This is a genomic window from Streptococcus mitis, from assembly GCF_013305725.1.
GTDB classification, from domain to species: domain Bacteria; phylum Bacillota; class Bacilli; order Lactobacillales; family Streptococcaceae; genus Streptococcus; species Streptococcus mitis_BO.
On the sequence record NZ_CP047883.1, the window covers coordinates 618,590 to 635,019 of the forward strand.

Annotated in this window: 15 protein-coding genes; 14 read left to right on the forward strand and 1 reads right to left on the reverse strand. The window is 40.9% G+C overall.

The window, feature by feature from the left end:
• The 7 genes from M594_RS03105 (at position 1) to M594_RS03135 (ending at position 3,985) form a co-directional block, all read left to right on the forward strand.
• Positions 1-363: a S1 RNA-binding domain-containing protein gene (locus M594_RS03105; protein ID WP_049488521.1), complete on the forward strand. Its 363-nt coding sequence runs from the start codon at positions 1-3 to the stop codon at positions 361-363.
• Positions 364-415: 52 nt separating this feature from the next.
• Positions 416-1,165: a tRNA1(Val) (adenine(37)-N6)-methyltransferase gene (locus M594_RS03110; RefSeq protein WP_000390778.1), complete on the forward strand. Its 750-nt coding sequence runs from the start codon at positions 416-418 to the stop codon at positions 1,163-1,165.
• Positions 1,155-1,442: a GIY-YIG nuclease family protein gene (locus M594_RS03115; RefSeq protein WP_150922251.1), complete on the forward strand. Its 288-nt coding sequence runs from the start codon at positions 1,155-1,157 to the stop codon at positions 1,440-1,442. The genes M594_RS03110 and M594_RS03115 overlap by 11 nt, the downstream gene beginning before the upstream one ends.
• An 82-nt stretch (positions 1,443-1,524) precedes the next feature.
• Complete coding sequence (locus M594_RS03120) at positions 1,525-2,460, forward strand: manganese-dependent inorganic pyrophosphatase (protein ID WP_173875931.1); 936 nt, start codon at positions 1,525-1,527, stop codon at positions 2,458-2,460.
• An 86-nt stretch (positions 2,461-2,546) separates the two neighbouring features.
• Positions 2,547-3,059: a YiiX/YebB-like N1pC/P60 family cysteine hydrolase gene (locus M594_RS03125; RefSeq protein WP_173875932.1), complete on the forward strand. Its 513-nt coding sequence runs from the start codon at positions 2,547-2,549 to the stop codon at positions 3,057-3,059.
• Complete coding sequence (locus M594_RS03130) at positions 3,043-3,693, forward strand: DUF1803 domain-containing protein (RefSeq protein WP_173875933.1); 651 nt, start codon at positions 3,043-3,045, stop codon at positions 3,691-3,693. Before M594_RS03125 ends, M594_RS03130 begins: the two co-directional genes overlap by 17 nt.
• A 100-nt stretch (positions 3,694-3,793) precedes the next feature.
• Positions 3,794-3,985 (forward strand): CsbD family protein, encoded by a 192-nt coding sequence (locus M594_RS03135; protein ID WP_000051182.1) that lies wholly within the window; start codon positions 3,794-3,796, stop codon positions 3,983-3,985.
• A 46-nt stretch (positions 3,986-4,031) separates the two neighbouring features.
• Here the strand turns inward: M594_RS03135 and M594_RS03140 are convergent, their stop codons facing one another.
• Positions 4,032-5,477 carry a UDP-N-acetylmuramoyl-L-alanyl-D-glutamate--L-lysine ligase gene (locus M594_RS03140; protein ID WP_173875934.1) on the reverse strand — a complete coding sequence of 482 codons (1,446 nt, stop codon included), beginning with the start codon at positions 5,475-5,477 and terminating at the stop codon, positions 4,032-4,034.
• A gap of 105 nt (positions 5,478-5,582) precedes the next feature.
• Here M594_RS03140 and M594_RS03145 point away from each other — a divergent pair, with 105 nt between their 5' ends.
• The 7 genes from M594_RS03145 to M594_RS03175 all read left to right on the forward strand — a co-directional run bounded on the left by M594_RS03145 (position 5,583) and on the right by M594_RS03175 (position 16,428).
• The gene (locus M594_RS03145; RefSeq protein ID WP_173875935.1) at positions 5,583-7,205 is read left to right on the forward strand and encodes a putative polysaccharide biosynthesis protein; all 1,623 of its coding nucleotides are present in this window, start codon (positions 5,583-5,585) and stop codon (positions 7,203-7,205) included.
• 204 nt (positions 7,206-7,409) lie between these two features.
• Positions 7,410-9,368: a peptide ABC transporter substrate-binding protein gene (locus tag M594_RS03150; RefSeq protein WP_173875936.1), complete on the forward strand. Its 1,959-nt coding sequence runs from the start codon at positions 7,410-7,412 to the stop codon at positions 9,366-9,368.
• A gap of 315 nt (positions 9,369-9,683) precedes the next feature.
• Positions 9,684-10,139 carry a hypothetical protein gene (locus M594_RS03155; RefSeq protein ID WP_173875937.1) on the forward strand — a complete coding sequence of 152 codons (456 nt, stop codon included), beginning with the start codon at positions 9,684-9,686 and terminating at the stop codon, positions 10,137-10,139.
• A gap of 165 nt (positions 10,140-10,304) precedes the next feature.
• Complete coding sequence (locus M594_RS03160; RefSeq protein ID WP_173875938.1) at positions 10,305-11,399, forward strand: cystathionine gamma-synthase; 1,095 nt, start codon at positions 10,305-10,307, stop codon at positions 11,397-11,399.
• A gap of 7 nt (positions 11,400-11,406) precedes the next feature.
• A complete protein-coding gene (locus M594_RS03165; RefSeq protein ID WP_173875939.1) occupies positions 11,407-12,573 on the forward strand; it encodes a MalY/PatB family protein in 1,167 nt (388 codons plus the stop codon).
• A gap of 91 nt (positions 12,574-12,664) precedes the next feature.
• Positions 12,665-15,763, forward strand: a complete 3,099-nt coding sequence (locus tag M594_RS03170) for a DEAD/DEAH box helicase (protein WP_173875940.1) — start codon at positions 12,665-12,667, stop codon at positions 15,761-15,763.
• Between the two features lie 47 nt (positions 15,764-15,810).
• On the forward strand, positions 15,811-16,428 hold the full coding sequence (locus tag M594_RS03175; RefSeq protein ID WP_173875941.1) for a cystathionine gamma-synthase: 618 nt from the start codon (positions 15,811-15,813) through the stop codon (positions 16,426-16,428).
• Positions 16,429-16,430: the final 2 nt, after the last annotated feature.

A 16,430-nucleotide genomic window follows, 5' to 3' on the forward strand; every position in this document is an offset into this window, starting at 1 on the left:
ATGAAAATCGGTGATAAGCTAAAGGGGCGTATTACAGGGATTCAGCCCTACGGTGCCTTTGTTGAGCTAGAGACGGGTGATACGGGGCTGATTCACATTTCGGAGATTCGGACAGGCTTTATTGAAAATATCCAAGAAGCCTTGAAAGTCGATGAAGAGGTTCTGGTTCAGGTGGTGGATTTAGATGAATTTACAGGGAAAGCTAGCCTTTCTATCCGCACCTTGGAGGAAGAAAAGCACCAGTTTCCTAGACGGAGACGCTTTTCAAGCGACCGCTTTAACTATGGTTTTGCCCCTCTCAAACGAATGATGCCAATTTGGACCAAAGAAGCCCTTCAACATTTGAAGAATCAGAAGCGCTAGTTAGAAAACTCTATCTTTTGTAATGTTAATATGAATTTGTTATAATAGGACCATGGAAGAAGAACAATTATTAAAATCAGGGGAGCGCATTAACCAGCTCTTTTCGACAGATATCAAAATCATTCAAAATAGAGAGGTTTTTAGCTATTCGGTGGATAGTGTTCTCTTGTCACGTTTTCCACGTTTTCCTAAGAAGGGCTTAATTGTGGATTTCTGTGCTGGGAATGGAGCAGTGGGGCTATTTGCTAGCACTCGTACCCAGGCACAGATTTTGGCTGTTGAGATTCAGGAGCGTTTGGCAGATATGGCTGAACGCTCTGTCCGTTTGAATGGTTTGGAAGAGCAGATGCAGGTCATCTGTGATGATTTGAAAAATATGCCTGCTTACATTCAGGGAAGTAAGGTGGATATGATTTTGTGTAATCCGCCCTATTTCAAGGTGGATCCTCATTCCAACTTGAACGAGAGTGAACATTATCTCTTGGCGCGACATGAAATCACGACCAATTTGCAGGAAATCTGTCGTAGTGCCCAGAGTATTCTCAAGTCCAACGGGCGTTTGGCCATGGTTCATCGCCCTGATCGACTTCTGGATATTTTGGATACGTTACAACGGCATAATCTAGCCCCTAAGCGCCTGCAGTTTGTTTATCCAAAAAGAGAAAAGGAAGCCAATATGCTCTTGATTGAGGCTATCAAGGATGGTTCAACAAGTGGCTTTAAGGTCTTACCACCTCTCATTGTCCACAATGATGATGGCTCTTATACGCCGGAACTTGAAGAGATTTATTATGGATCATAAGGCTTATATGTACGTGCTGGAGTGCCGTGACGGATCCTATTATACAGGCTATACGACTGATGTGAGAAAACGCCTCGCTGTCCACAATAGTGGGAAGGGAGCCAAATACACACGAGCACGCTTGCCAGTCAAACTCATCTATGCTCAAGGTTTTGCCAGTAAGGAAGAAGCCATGTCGGCAGAAGCCCTTCTCAAGCGTAAGAAGAGACCACAGAAGGAAACATTTTTATCTGAAAATCAAGATAGAAATTTACTTAGTTATTTTGAACAATTGTGAGGAGTCCTTTGACTCCTCTTACTTTTGTCAAAAAGCGAAAAAAATGCTACAATAAAGAGAATAAACAAAATGAGGTATTATCATGTCTAAGATTCTAGTATTTGGTCACCAAAATCCAGACTCAGATGCCATCGGTTCATCTGTAGCCTTTGCCTACCTTGCAAAAGAAGCTTACGGTTTGGATACGGAAGCTGTTGCCCTTGGAACTCCAAATGAAGAAACAGCCTTTGTCTTGAACTATTTTGGTGTGGAAGCACCGCGTGTTATCACTTCTGCTAAAGCTGAAGGCGCAGAGCAAGTTATCCTGACTGATCACAATGAATTCCAACAATCTGTATCAGATATCGCTGAAGTAGAAGTTTATGGTGTTGTAGACCACCACCGTGTGGCTAACTTTGAAACTGCAAGCCCACTCTACATGCGTTTGGAGCCAGTTGGATCAGCGTCTTCAATCGTTTACCGTATGTTCAAAGAACATGGTGTAGCTGTTCCTAAAGAGATTGCTGGTTTGATGCTTTCAGGTTTGATTTCAGATACCCTTCTTTTGAAATCACCAACAACACACCCAACAGATAAGGTTATTGCTCCTGAATTGGCTGAATTGGCTGGTGTAAACTTGGAAGAGTATGGTTTGGCTATGTTGAAAGCTGGTACAAACTTGGCCAGCAAATCTGCTGAAGAATTGATTGACATCGATGCTAAAACTTTTGAATTGAATGGAAACAATGTCCGTGTTGCTCAAGTAAACACAGTGGACATCGCTGAAGTATTGGAACGCCAAGCAGAAATTGAAGCTGCAATGCAAGCCGCTAACGTAGCAAATGGTTATTCTGACTTTGTCTTGATGATTACAGATATCGTCAACTCAAACTCAGAAATCCTAGCACTTGGTGCTAACATGGACAAGGTTGAGGCTGCTTTCAACTTCAAACTTGAAAACAACCACGCCTTCCTTGCTGGTGCTGTTTCACGTAAGAAACAAGTGGTACCTCAATTGACTGAAAGCTTTAATGCTTAAGATTTTGGGTGTCAGTTCAAAATCGGAAAGGCTAGTTTGACTTATATCGAAAGGAGTTTCGGCTCCTTTTTTTCTAGGAGTGAAGCATGTTAGAAAATGGTGATTTGATTTTTGTGAGAGATGAGTCAGATATGGGACAGGCCATCCAGACTTCCACAGGCAACTATAACCATGTTGCGATTTGTTTGGATGGGATGATTTACCACGCTAGTGGACAGGCTGGTGTTGTTTGTCAGGAGCCAGCAGACTTCTTTGAGTCCAATCACTTGTACGACCTCTATGTTTACCCAGAAATGGATATCCAGTCTGTGAAGGAAAAAGCTTGCAAACATCTGGGAGCTCCTTATAATGCTTCTTTCTATCCAGATGGAGCTGGTTTTTACTGTTCCCAGTACATGGCAGAAATCCTCCCCATTTTTGAAACTATTCCCATGAAATTTGGAGATGGGGAGCAGGAGATTAGTGATTTTTGGAAGGAGTATTACAGAGAACTAGGTCTGCCTGTTCCTCTGAACCAAGCTGGGACCAATCCCAGTCAGTTGGCAGCATCGCCTCTGTTAGAATGTAAAGAAAGGAATCTTCATGATTCAGATTTTTAATCCATCTCGTTTGACGAGACAGCCATTTTTTGGAGAATTAATCTGCTATCTGGACCAGCATGATGATGTGATTTTGCGAGAAATTAAGGCTCAATTTCCAGATGTTGCAGTTGATAAACTCATGGAAGAGTATATAAAGGCAGGTTTGATTCTACGAGAAAATAAGCGTTATTACCTTAATCTTCCTATGCTTGAATCACTTGATAGTCTCGAACTGGATCAAGAGATTTTTGTTAAAGAAGATAGTCCGGTCTATCAAGCCTTGTTAGAGCAGAGTTTTGAGACGGAATTACGAAATCAAACCAATGCAGCTATTTTAGTTGAAAATACGGACTTTGCGAGATCAAAAATGACCCTGTCTAATTATTTCTACAAGGTCAAACATCAGTATCCTTTGACAGAAAAACAGCAGGAACTCTATGACATTTTGGGAGATGTTAATCCTGAGTATGCTCTTAAATATATGACAACTTTTTTGTTGAAATTTCTCAAAAAAGACCAGCTTATACAGAAACGACGTGATATCTTTGTGGAAAGTTTGGTCGTCCTAGACTATATTGTCCAAAATGAAGAGGGGAAGTATGAGTTGGCTATCGATTTGGATAAGGAGAGATTAACTTTCTACTTGGTCTGATTTCTTGTTTCTGAGCACATTGTTTGACTTTCCTTAGGATTAAGTATAAACTATATGTAACCGGTAACACATATCGGAATAAACTAAAGGAGACAATCATATGTCACTTGAAAACAAATTGGAACAAGCAACAGGCGCTATCAAAGAAGGATTTGGTAAAGTTACTGGGGATGGTAAGACTGAAGCAGAAGGTGCTGTAGAAAAGACAGTTGCTAAGGCAAAAGAAGTAGTTGAAGATGCTAAAGGTGCTGTAGAAGGTGCCGTTGAAGGTTTGAAAAACGCTTTTAAATAAAAATAGAAAAATCAAGGGTTTCATTTCCCTTGATTTTTTTACCATCTTATAAATAATTTTCTGCGACAGCTGCATCACCTGGATAAGCTTCTTTCTTGCCTTGGACGATTTGGTAGCAATCGGCTCCCTTACCAGCAATAATGACAGCATCTAATTCGTGATTTGTGATAGCCATAGCTGCCTTGATGGCTTCTTCACGATCGGCAATCTTTTCAACAGGATGATTGATGTAGCTACTAATCTCATCTGCAATGGCCATTGGGTCCTCATAGTTGGGGTCATCAGCAGTCAGAAAGACTTGAATCTCAGGATGTTGATTGAGGAGGAGGCCAAAGTCCTTCCGACGACTTTCTCCCTTATTTCCTGTCGAACCCAGAACCAGAGCAATCTTTCCTGTTTGATGAGTCTCTACAACATTGATTAGTTTTTTTAGACTATCACCATTGTGGGCATAGTCGATGAAAACCTTGGCTCCATTTTTCTGAGTGAGGACTTCCATACGACCAGGAACGCGGGTTGCAGCAATTCCTTTTTTGATGTCCTCAAGACTAGCTCCGAGACGGAGACAAGCAAGTCCAGCTGCAACTGCATTTTCTTGATTGAAGTGCCCAATCAGTTGGATATCATAGTCTCCAGCGAGTTTACCCGTAGCTGAAAAACTAAAGGCTTTGGAATTCTCGATTTGGTTATCAGACTGGCTACCGTAGAAATCATGGTCTTGATCTGCGACTTGTTCTTTTAGTACAGAGAAGTGGTCCATGTCACTGTTAATGATGACTGCTCGGCTATTTTTCATCAAGAGACGCTTGTGGTAGAAGTAGTCTTCAAAGCTAGGGTGTTCAATCGGGCCGATATGGTCTGGACTGATATTGAGGAAAACTCCCACATCAAAGGTTAGACCATAGACACGTTTGACCAGATAGGCCTGACTGGATACTTCCATGATGAGGTGGGTACGGTCATTTTGCACAGCCTGATTCATCATATCAAAGAGATCAATACTCTCAGGGGTTGTTAATGCAGACTTAAAGAAAGTCTTGCCATCTAGAGTTGTGTTCATGGTCGAGAGCATAGCAGGTCGATGCCCTTGAGATAAGATGTTATAAGCGAAATAGGCTGCTGTTGTTTTACCCTTAGTACCAGTAAAGGCAAGGAGTTTGAGTTTTTCCTGTGGATTTCCATAAAATTCCATAGCTACCAAACTCATGGCTTTCTTGATATCGCTGACGATAATAGCAGGAATACCAACTTCATAGTCTTCTTCAGCCACATACCAACCGAGGCCTTGAGAGATGGCAGAAATCAGAAATTCCTTTTTAAAGGCAGCACCCTTGACGAAAAAGAGGCTCTTCTCTTTGGCCTTGCGGCTATCATAGCAGATGGTGTCAAATACGACATGGCTGTAGTTGTAGTGATAATGTCCTTGGTCGATAATCTCACGGAAGAGACCATCTTTCTTTAAAATATCTAATACGGTTTCAATCTTAATCATACTTTCTATTGTAAACCGAAAGTCGTAAATTTACAAGTGACAAGGAAAAGTTTATAATGGAAGATGAGGAATTTTTCCTAGTGATTAAAATTAAATGAGGAATCTATGTCTAACGAAAACAATCACCAGCAGGCCCAGATGTTACGGGGGACTGCTTGGCTAACGGCTAGTAACTTTATCAGTCGTCTACTCGGTGCCATTTATATCATCCCTTGGTATATCTGGATGGGGTCTTATGCGGCTACAGCAAATGGTCTCTTTACCATGGGCTACAATATCTATGCTTGGTTCTTGCTGATATCAACAGCGGGTATTCCAGTTGCGGTTGCCAAGCAAGTTGCCAAGTATAATACCATGCGAGAAGAAGAGCATAGCTTTGCCCTGATTCGGAGCTTTTTGGGCTTTATGACTGGACTAGGTCTGGTTTTTGCTTTAGTCTTGTATGTCTTTGCTCCTTGGCTAGCAGATTTGTCGGGTGTAGGGAAAGACCTGATCCCAATCATGCAGAGCTTGGCTTGGGCAGTCTTGATTTTCCCATCTATGAGTGTTATCCGAGGTTTCTTCCAAGGGATGAATAACCTGAAACCTTATGCTATGAGCCAAATCGCTGAGCAGGTCATTCGTGTTATCTGGATGCTTTTAGCTACCTTTATCATTATGAAGATTGGTTCAGGAGATTATCTAGCAGCGGTTACCCAATCCACCTTTGCTGCTTTTGTTGGTATGGTAGCTAGCTTTGTAGTTTTGATCTATTTCCTTGCCAAAGAAGGTTTACTCAAAAGAGTTCTTGAAACAGGAGATAAGATTAATAGTAAGCGTCTCTTGGTTGATACCATTAAGGAAGCCATTCCTTTTATTCTGACAGGGTCTGCTATCCAGCTTTTCCAGATTTTGGACCAGATGACCTTTATCAATAGTATGAGTTGGTTTACCAACTATAGTAATGAAGACTTGGTTGTCATGTTTTCTTATTTCTCAGCCAATCCTAATAAAATCACAATGATTTTGATTTCTGTTGGGGTTTCGATTGGGAGTGTAGGGTTGCCACTTTTGACTGAAAACTATGTCAAGGGAGACTTGAAGGCAGCTTCTCGTCTAGTTCAGGACAGCATTACCATGCTTTTCCTATTCCTGCTGCCAGCAACGATTGGAGTAGTCATGGTAGGAGAACCTCTCTATACTGTCTTCTATGGCAAGCCAGATAGTTTGGCCATGGGCTTGTTTGTCTTCGCAGTTTTACAGTCTACTATTTTAGGCTTGTACATGGTCTTGTCTCCAATGCTTCAGGCCATGTTCCGCAACCGCAAGGCAGTTCTCTATTTTATCTATGGTTCTATTGCAAAGCTAGTCTTGCAACTTCCAACCATCGCTCTCTTCCACAGTTATGGGCCTTTGATTTCAACAACCATCGGTCTCATCATTCCTAATGTTTTGATGTATCGGGACATTTGCAAGGTAACTGGTGTCAAGCGCAAGGTGATTTTGAAGCGAACCATTTTAATCAGTTTGCTAACTCTTTTCATGTTTCTAGTAGTTGGGACATTGCAGTGGATTTTAGGATTTGTCTTCCAACCAAGTGGACGTTTGTGGAGTTTCCTATATGTAGCCCTTGTCGGTGCCATGGGTGGAGGTGTTTATGGAGTTATGAGTCTCCGTACCCGTTTGTTGGATAAGGTGATTGGAAAAGCTCAAGCAGATCGCTTACGAATCAAATTGAAGTTAACTTAAAAAACATTTATAAATAAAAGGGATAATTTGAACATTTCTATCATGAAATGCTTAGATTATTCTCTTTTTTATTAATTTGTGGAATAATAGCTAAAATTTGTAGATAGTAATTTAATTTTTCTTAAATTTTACTTAAAAAACTATTGACTAAATAAAACTCAAGTTGTATAATAAGACAAATATTTAAATCAGGAGGTTCTGGAGATGAAAAAGTCTAAAGCCAAGTATGCAGCACTTGCAGGTGTCGTGTTAAGTGCAGGTATTTTATTAAGCGCGTGTGGAAATTCTAGCACAGGGTCAAAGGCATATAACTATGTTTACACTAGTGATCCATCTAGTTTGAATTACCTAGCAGAAAACCGTGCAACGACCAATGATATCGTGGTTAATTTGGTAGATGGGCTCATGGAAAATGACCAGTATGGGAACTATATCCCATCCTTGGCAGAGGATTGGAGTGTATCCAAGGATGGTTTGACCTATACCTACAAACTGCGTAAAGATGCTAAATGGTATACTGCAGATGGGGAAGAATATGCTCCTGTAACTGCCCAAGATTTTGTAACAGGTTTGAAATATGCGGCTGATAAAAAATCAGAAGCCTTGTACTTAGTTCAAGAATCCGTTGCTGGTTTAGATGACTATATCACTGGTAAAACAACAGACTTTTCAACTGTTGGAGTTAAGGCTATTGACGACCAAACGGTTCAATATACCTTGACACGACCAGAATCTTATTGGAACTCAAAAACAACTTCAACCATTCTCTTCCCAGTTAATGCGGAGTTCTTGAAATCAAAAGGGGATGATTTTGGAACAGTTGATCCTTCAAGTATTTTGTACAATGGACCTTTCTTGATGAAATCCTTTGTTTCAAAATCTGTCATCGAATTCAAGAAAAATCCTAACTACTGGGATGCTAAAAATGTCTTTGTAGATGATGTGAAATTGGCCTATTATGATGGTAGTGACCAAGATGCACTGGCTCGTAACTTTGTAGAAGGTGCTTATAGCTACGCTCGTCTTTATCCAAATAGTTCAAGTTTTGAAGGAATTAAAGAAAAGAATAAGGACAATATCATTTATAGTTTACAAGATGCTACTTCTTACTTCTTAAACTTTAATCTAGATAGAAAATCTTATAAATTCACTTCCAAGACAAGTGATGCTGAGAAGAAATCGACTCAAGAAGCGGTTCTTAACAAAAATTTCCGTCAAGCCATCAACTTTGCCTATGATCGTACAGCTTACGGGGCTCAATCTCAGGGAGAAGATGGTGCAACTAAGATTTTGCGTAACTTGGTTGTTCCTCCAAACTTCGTAAGTATCAACGGAAAAGACTTTGGTGAAGTAGTAGCCTCTAAGATGGTTAATTATGGTAAGGAATGGCAAGGAATCAACTTTGCGGATGCCCAAGATCCATACTACAATGCTGAAAAAGCCAAGGCTAAATTTGCAGAGGCTAAGAAAGAACTCCAAGCTAAAGGAGTCCAATTCCCTATTCACTTGGACATGACAGTTGACCAAGCTGCTAAAAAGGGTGTTCAAGAGGCAAACTCTATGAAGCAATCTATTGAGGCAGCTTTAGGTGCAGAAAATGTTGTAATTGATATTCAACAACTCACTACTGAAGACTTTGATAATACAAGCTATTTGGCTCAGACTGCAGCACAGAAGGATTATGATCTTTACAACGGTGGTTGGGGTCCTGATTACCAAGATCCTTCAACCTATCTGGATGTCTTAAATGTTAATTCTGGTGGTTTGCTGCAAAATCTTGGTTTAGAGCCAGGTGAAGCCAATGACAAGGCCAAGGCAGTTGGATTGGATGTCTACACTCAAATGTTGGAAGAAGCTAATAAGGAACAAGATCTTGCAAAACGCTATGACAAGTATGCTGATATTCAAGCGTGGTTGGTAGATAGTGCTTTAGCAATTCCAAATGTGTCTAAGGGTGGAACACCAGTATTGAGAAAAACAGTTCCTTTCTCAGAACCATATTCATTGGCTGGTAATAAAGGTATCGAATCATATAAATACCTCAAAGTACAAGATAAGACAGTCACAAAAGAAGAGTATGAAAAAGCCAAAGAAAAATGGCTGAAAGAAAAAGAAGAATCCAATAAAAAAGCCCAAGAAGAATTGGCAAAACATGTCAAATAAGGATTTTTCAAGAAAAACGATGGTTTCGGAAGAAACTGTCGTTTTTTAATAGAATAACGTTAAATTCAGATTAAAAACGCTTACATTTTTTAGATTGTTTATTTTAATTATGATATAATAAATATGATAAAAATATAAAAAGTTACTTTCGAAATCCTCTTCTGGTGTTAGTTGAAGTATGCATATTCTAGAACAATTTTATAGGAGGCATGCTATCTACTGAAAAAGTAAGATAAAACGCAACAAATGATAAGTTCTTCTTTTATGTGAAGAGTTCTTATCTGCCTATTTACTAATAGTTATGGAGGTAAAATCATGGGCGCTATTATGGAGTTTGCAACAGAAAAACAGATTGAATCCTTTCTTTCAACTTGTCACATTAAAGGGCAAAAGAATTTTCTGATGGCTTTCAAGAAAAAGACATGGTTGAAATCCTTTATTGATTTTTTCATTATAGGTGGTTCCTACTATGTTCAGTCGAGTGTGAATCCTAAGATTCTGGCATTCACACCAAAGGGAATCTACTTGATGGATATCAGTGATGTGACTGAGAATCGTTCTAATCACGTCGTAGAGATGCCTTGGAATCAAGTTCAAGATTTTACTTATAAGACAGTCTTGAATACAGTTAGACTTAATTGGCATTATCAAAATGAAGACTATATTTTTTCCGTGGATGTCGGTCAGATTGGTCAGCATGTGGGCCAATATCAATTTAACAAAGACCATTATGACTATTTAGCCCAACAGGCTTTCTTTCGTTCACAGTAAATTCTAGCAATCATTTTCACAAAAGAATCTGGAAGCTTTTCTGGATTTTTTTTTAGCTTTACTCGATAAGTCTATAGTTTGAAACTATAGCTAGCTCTTGAAAAGAAGAAAATGAGTTGATGAAAATAAGTGGTACAATAGTTACTATAGATTTGGAGGAATTGTATGAGCAAGGAATTACACATTAACACAATTTTGGCCCAGGCGGGTATCAAGTCAGATGAAGCGACAGGAGCCTTGGTGACACCGCTTCATTTTTCAACGACCTATCAGCATCCAGAGTTTGGTAAATCTACTGGATTTGACTATACGCGCACCAAAAACCCAACTCGCAGTAAGGCGGAAGAAGTCTTGGCGGCTATTGAGTCAGCAGACTATGCCCTAGCGACTAGCTCAGGGATGTCAGCTATTGTACTGGCCTTTAGCATCTTTCCAGTAGGAAGTAAGGTCTTGGCTGTCCGTGACCTTTATGGTGGTTCTTTCCGCTGGTTCAACCAAGTGGAGCAAGAAGGACGTTTCCATTTTACCTATGCCAATACAGAAGAAGAGTTGATTGCTGAGCTAGAAAAGGACGTGGATGTTCTCTATATCGAAACACCAACCAATCCCTTGATGTTGGAATTTGATATCGAAAAACTAGCAAAATTAGCTCATGCTAAGGGTGCCAAAGTAGTTGTGGACAATACATTCTACAGCCCTATCTACCAACGTCCGATTGAAGATGGAGCAGATATCGTTCTCCATTCAGCAACCAAGTATCTAGCAGGGCACAATGATGTCTTGGCTGGAGTGGTTGTGACCAATAGTTTAGAACTATACGAGAAGCTCTTTTACAATCTTAATACGACAGGGGCAGTCTTGTCTCCATTTGACAGTTATCAATTGATTCGTGGTCTCAAGACCTTGTCTCTTCGTATGGAGCGCTCAACAGCTAACGCCCAAGAAGTGGTTGCCTTTTTGAAGGATTCTCCAGCAGTTAAGGAAGTTCTCTACACTGGTCTAGGGGGCATGATTTCCTTTAAAGTAGCCGATGAAACTCGCATTCCTCATGTTTTGAACAGTCTCAAGGTCTTCTCTTTTGCGGAAAGTTTAGGTGGGGTAGAAAGTCTCATTACTTATCCAACAACGCAAACTCACGCTGATATTCCAGCAGAAGTGCGCCATTCTTATGGTTTGACAGATGACCTCTTGCGCTTGTCAATTGGGATTGAAGATGCTAGAGATTTAATTGCGGATTTGCGCCAAGCCTTAGAAGGATAAGAAAAAGATGGGAAAATATGATTTTACAAGCCTGCCCAACCGTTTAGGGCACCATACCTATAAATGGAAAGAGGCAGAAACGGATAGTGAAGTCCTACCAGCTTGGATAGCGGATATGGACTTTGTGGTCTTGCCTGAAATCCGCCAAGCCGTGCAAACTTACGCAGATCAATTGGTCTATGGTTATACCTATGCCAGTGAAGAGTTAATTAAGGAAGTTCAAAAGTGGGAAGCCACACAACACGGTTACCACTTTGATAAAGAAGCTCTAGTCTTTATCGAGGGTGTAGTCCCAGCTATCTCAACAGCTATTCAAGCCTTTACAAAAGAAGATGAGGCGGTTTTGATTAACACACCTGTCTATCCACCTTTTGCCCGCAGTGTTAAGTTGAACAATCGCAGATTGATTACCAATTCTTTGGTGGAAAAGGATGGTCTGTTTGAGATTGACTTTGACCAACTGGAGAAGGATTTGGTGAAAGAGGAGGTCAAACTCTATATTCTTTGCAACCCTCACAATCCTGGTGGACGTGTTTGGGAAAAGGAAGTGTTGGAGAAGATTGGCCAACTCTGTCAAAAACACGGTGTTTTGTTGGTTTCAGATGAGATTCACCAAGATTTGGCCCTCTTTGGTCACAAGCACCATTCCTTCAATACCATCAATCCTGATTTTAAAGAATTTGCTATCGTCTTAAGCAGTGCCACTAAAACATTTAATATTGCTGGAACAAAAAATTCCTATGCAGTCATTGAAAATCCTAAGTTGAGACTGGCTTACCAGAAACGACAGTTAGCAAATAACCAGCATGAAATTTCAGGTTTGGGTTATTTGGCGACAGAAGCTGCCTATCGCTATGGGAAGGATTGGTTAGAGGAACTAAAGCAAGTCTTTGAAGACCATATTAATTATGTGGTAGATTTATTTGGAAAAGAGACTAAAATCAAGGTCATGAAGCCGCAAGGAACCTACTTGATTTGGCTTGATTTTTCAGCCTATGACCTGACTGATGAAACATTGCAAGAGCTTTTGAGAAATGAAGCTAAGGTTATCCTCAATCGTGGTTTGGATTTTGGGGAGGAAGGAAGTCTCCATGCCCGCCTCAATGTAGCCATGCCTAAATCTTTGCTGCAAGAAGTTTGTCAGCGGATTGTGGCAACTTTTGCCAAACTTTAAAATCCAGCCTTCTAGGAGAAAAGTATCCTTAGAAGGCTATTTTCATAGGTAAAAATATGGTATAATAAAAAGATAAGGTAAAGGTAAAAATATGGCTAAATTGATTCCGGGGAAAGTCCGTATCGAAGGCGTTGCCCTTTATGAAACTGGTAAAGTTGACATCATCAAGGAAAAGAATAATCGGCTCTACGCTCGCGTCGCAGAAGAAGAACTGCGCTATAGTTTAGAGGATGATTTGGTTTTTTGTGCCTGCGATTTTTTCCAAAAGAGGGGCTACTGTGTGCATTTGGCAGCGTTGGAGCATTTTCTGAAAAATGATGAGCGTGGTCAGGAAATCTTGCAGGGTCTGGAAGAAGGTCATGAAGAAAAAGAAGCCGTTGAAACCAAGGTGACCTTGGGTGGTAAATTTTTGGAACGAATCTTATCTCCAAAATCAGACCGAGCTTATGAGTTATCGGCTGTGGGTCAGGTGGAAGCAGGAAGCAATCATATCTTGTGGACGCTGAGAATCGGCCAAATCAATAGCCAAAAATACTACGTTATTCGGGATATTCCACTCTTTTTAAGAGTTGTCGAGAAGAGAAAACCTTATATGATTGGTAAGACCTATGAGGAGTCTCTGTCTTGGGAAGCCTTTGATGAAGCTAGCCAAGAACTTCTGACTTTTTTGCGTGGACTAATGGAGGAAGGACTTAGTCCAGACCTCTTTTTCCAAAACCAAGGTCGGCATCTCTTTTTTCCTCTGACCTTTTTTGAGCAGGGTGTGAATTTACTGATGGCCTTGCCGCATTTTCAATTTGACCATCAAGTGGATAGCTACCAAACCCTACTTTTTCAGGATTTGCATGCGGATGCTAATCTATTTGCCTTTACAGTAACAGAATACTCGGATTATTTTGAAATGGAAATCAGTGAGAGTCCAAGGGTCAATGTCTTTTATCAGGGAGCTGTGCTTTTCAATAAAGGACAGGTTTATTTTCTAACAGACCAGCAGATGCGTCTTCTCAAGGAAATCAAAGCGCTGCCTTTGGATCAACATGGAAAGAAATACCTGCAATTTGATAGCAGTGACCGCGATAAGTTGGCTTCTTGTCTAACTCTCTTTGGCCAGATGGGCACCGTTTCAGCTCCAGAACGTCTACAAATCAAAACTTTTGTGCCCTCTTTCTACTTTGACAGGGAAGAAGATAATCGGATTCGTTTAGAAATTCAGTTTGATTATGGAGATAAGCAGGTATCTAGTCGACAAGAGCTAGAAGAATTGCCATTTTCGAGTGACGCGGACTTAGAAGAAAGAGTTTTCCAAGTCTGTTTGGCTGTGGGCTTTGAAGCAGACTTTCAATCTTGGCGTCAGGCCTTAAAAGCAGAGTCTGTCTATCATTTCTTCCATGAAATCATTCCAGTCTTTGAAAAACTTGGGAATGTTGATTTATCAGACAAGTTAGAAGAGCTTTATAGTCTAGCAAGCCCTCAAGTGCAAATTGCTTCCAGGGGAGGTCTCTTGGAAATCCAGTTTGATTTTCAAGATATCGCCCAAGAGGAAATTGACCAAGCCATGAAGGCCTTGGTTACCAATCAAGATTTTTACATTGGTTCGTCTAATCAAGTCTACTTTTTCGATGAAGAAACCAAGAAAATTCGCCAAAATCTACAGGAACTGGGGCAGTTTGAATTAAAAGATGGGGCCTTGCAGGCTCGAAAATCCTTGGCTTATAGTTTAGCTCATCTTTTTGAGGGGCGTGACCGTGTTTCTTTTTCACAAGAATTCCAGAATTTGGCCCACGACTTGACGCATCCAGAGGATTTCCCTAGACAAGCAACTCAGGTTCAGGCTGATTTGCGAGATTATCAGGAAAAGGGAATCGGCTGGCTGCAAATGCTCCATCATTATGATTTTGGTGGGATTTTGGCTGATGATATGGGACTTGGTAAAACCCTGCAGACTATTGCTTTTTTGACCAGTCAAGTGACAAAAGAAAGCCGGGTTTTGATTTTAGCTCCGTCAGGTTTGATTTACAACTGGGCAGATGAGTTTCAGAAATTTGCCCCACAGTTGGATGTGGCTGTTGTTCATGGTTTGAAAGCTAGTCGTGAGGAGATTCTTGCTGAGAACCATCAAATCTATGTGACGAGCTATGCTACCTTCCGTCAGGATAGCGATCTTTATCAGGGGATGGCCTTTGACTTCCTTTTCTTAGATGAGGCTCAGGTCATGAAGAATGCCCAGACCAAGATTGCTCAGACATTGAGACAATTTGTGGTGCCATCAGTATTTGCCCTGTCAGGAACTCCTATTGAAAACCATCTAGGTGAGCTGTGGTCTATTTTCCAAATCGTCATGCCAGGACTTTTGCCAAGCAAGAAAGAATTTATGAAATTACCAGCTGAGCGCGTTGCTCAGTTTATCAAACCTTTCGTGATGCGGCGCAAGAAAGAAGAAGTTCTGACTGAATTGCCAGACTTGATTGAAGTGGTTTATAAAAATGAACTGGAAGACCAGCAAAAGGCTATCTACCTAGCCCAGTTGCAACAGATGCGGGACCGTCTAGCTCAAGTGTCAGATCAGGAATTCCAGCGAAGTCGGGTGGAAATCTTGTCTGGTCTGATGCGCTTGCGTCAAATTTGTGATACTCCTGCCCTCTTTATGGAGGATTATCAGGGTGCCAGTGGTAAACTGGATAGTCTCCAAGACCTGCTAGTACAGGTGGCAGACGGTGGACACCGTGTCTTGATTTTCTCGCAGTTCAAGGGAATGTTGGAGAAAATAGAACAAGAACTGCCAGACTTGGGCTTGACATCTTTTAAAATTACGGGTTCAACCCCAGCCAAGGAAAGACAAGACATGACCAAAGCCTTTAACCAAGGGGAAAGAGATGCCTTTCTGATTTCCCTCAAGGCTGGTGGTGTCGGTCTGAATCTGACAGGTGCTGATACGGTTATCTTGGTTGACCTTTGGTGGAATCCTGCGGTGGAAGCGCAAGCCATTGGCCGTGCCCATCGGATGGGTCAGGAAGAAACGGTTGAGGTCTATCGCTTGGTGACCAAGGGAACCATTGAAGAAAAAATTCAGGAACTCCAAGAACAGAAGAAACATCTGGTGTCACAGGTATTGGACGGCACAGAGTCACGTGGCAGTCTGACCCTAGCAGAAATTAGAGAAATTTTGGGAATTTCTGAAGCCAGCACTTGAAAAATCAAGACAATACGCTATAATGAAGTGTTGAAAGGAAATAGAAAATGAGAGAAGAACGATTTCCATTGGTGTCAGATGATGAGGTCATGCTGACTGAAATGCCGGTTATGGACCTCTATGATGAATCTGACTTTATCAGTAATATCAAGGGAGAATACCGTGATAAGAATTATCTGGAGTGGGCCCCTATTACTGAAGAAAAACCAGTCAAACCGCTTGAAAAGCCAGTAGAGAAACCTAAGAAGGCTGGTTTAGGAGTTAAAAAAGAAGGAAAGAGCTATGCGGAGGTAGCGCGTGAAGAAGCGCGTGCGGATTTGAAAAAGAAACGCTCAGCAAGTTATCTGACTAAGGATATTACTCCTACAAGACGCCATTCTCAGCCAAATTTGGTTAGACAGGGCAATCAACCTACTGCGCCTTTCCAAAAGGAAAATCCTGGTGAATTTGTTAAATATAGTCAAAAATTGACCCAGTCTCATTACATCTTGGCGGAAGAAGTGAACAATATTTCGACTCAAGCTGAGCCAAAAGAAACTTCAGGCCCAAAGAAAAACAACTATGATTTTCTGAAGAAGAGCCAAATCTACAATAAAAAGAATCAACAAAAAGAACAAGAACGTCAGGTTGCCCAAGAGTTGAATCTGACAAGAATTACGGAATAGGG

Excerpts from the sequence above, each read along its gene's own strand:
- M594_RS03160 (WP_173875938.1), top strand. The coding sequence starts at position 10,305 with ATGAGCAAGGAATTACACATTAACACAATTTTGGCCCAGGCGGGTATC.
- M594_RS03115 (WP_150922251.1), top strand. The coding sequence starts at position 1,155 with ATGGATCATAAGGCTTATATGTACGTGCTGGAGTGCCGTGACGGATCC.
- M594_RS03145 (WP_173875935.1), top strand. The coding sequence starts at position 5,583 with ATGTCTAACGAAAACAATCACCAGCAGGCCCAGATGTTACGGGGGACT.
- M594_RS03155 (WP_173875937.1), top strand. The coding sequence starts at position 9,684 with ATGGGCGCTATTATGGAGTTTGCAACAGAAAAACAGATTGAATCCTTT.
- M594_RS03165 (WP_173875939.1), top strand. The coding sequence starts at position 11,407 with ATGGGAAAATATGATTTTACAAGCCTGCCCAACCGTTTAGGGCACCAT.
- M594_RS03120 (WP_173875931.1), top strand. The coding sequence starts at position 1,525 with ATGTCTAAGATTCTAGTATTTGGTCACCAAAATCCAGACTCAGATGCC.
- M594_RS03130 (WP_173875933.1), top strand. The coding sequence starts at position 3,043 with ATGATTCAGATTTTTAATCCATCTCGTTTGACGAGACAGCCATTTTTT.
- M594_RS03105 (WP_049488521.1), top strand. The coding sequence starts at position 1 with ATGAAAATCGGTGATAAGCTAAAGGGGCGTATTACAGGGATTCAGCCC.
- M594_RS03175 (WP_173875941.1), top strand. The coding sequence starts at position 15,811 with ATGAGAGAAGAACGATTTCCATTGGTGTCAGATGATGAGGTCATGCTG.
- M594_RS03150 (WP_173875936.1), top strand. The coding sequence starts at position 7,410 with ATGAAAAAGTCTAAAGCCAAGTATGCAGCACTTGCAGGTGTCGTGTTA.
- M594_RS03135 (WP_000051182.1), top strand. The coding sequence starts at position 3,794 with ATGTCACTTGAAAACAAATTGGAACAAGCAACAGGCGCTATCAAAGAA.
- M594_RS03170 (WP_173875940.1), top strand. The coding sequence starts at position 12,665 with ATGGCTAAATTGATTCCGGGGAAAGTCCGTATCGAAGGCGTTGCCCTT.
- M594_RS03140 (WP_173875934.1), bottom strand. The coding sequence starts at position 5,477 with ATGATTAAGATTGAAACCGTATTAGATATTTTAAAGAAAGATGGTCTC.
- M594_RS03125 (WP_173875932.1), top strand. The coding sequence starts at position 2,547 with ATGTTAGAAAATGGTGATTTGATTTTTGTGAGAGATGAGTCAGATATG.
- M594_RS03110 (WP_000390778.1), top strand. The coding sequence starts at position 416 with ATGGAAGAAGAACAATTATTAAAATCAGGGGAGCGCATTAACCAGCTC.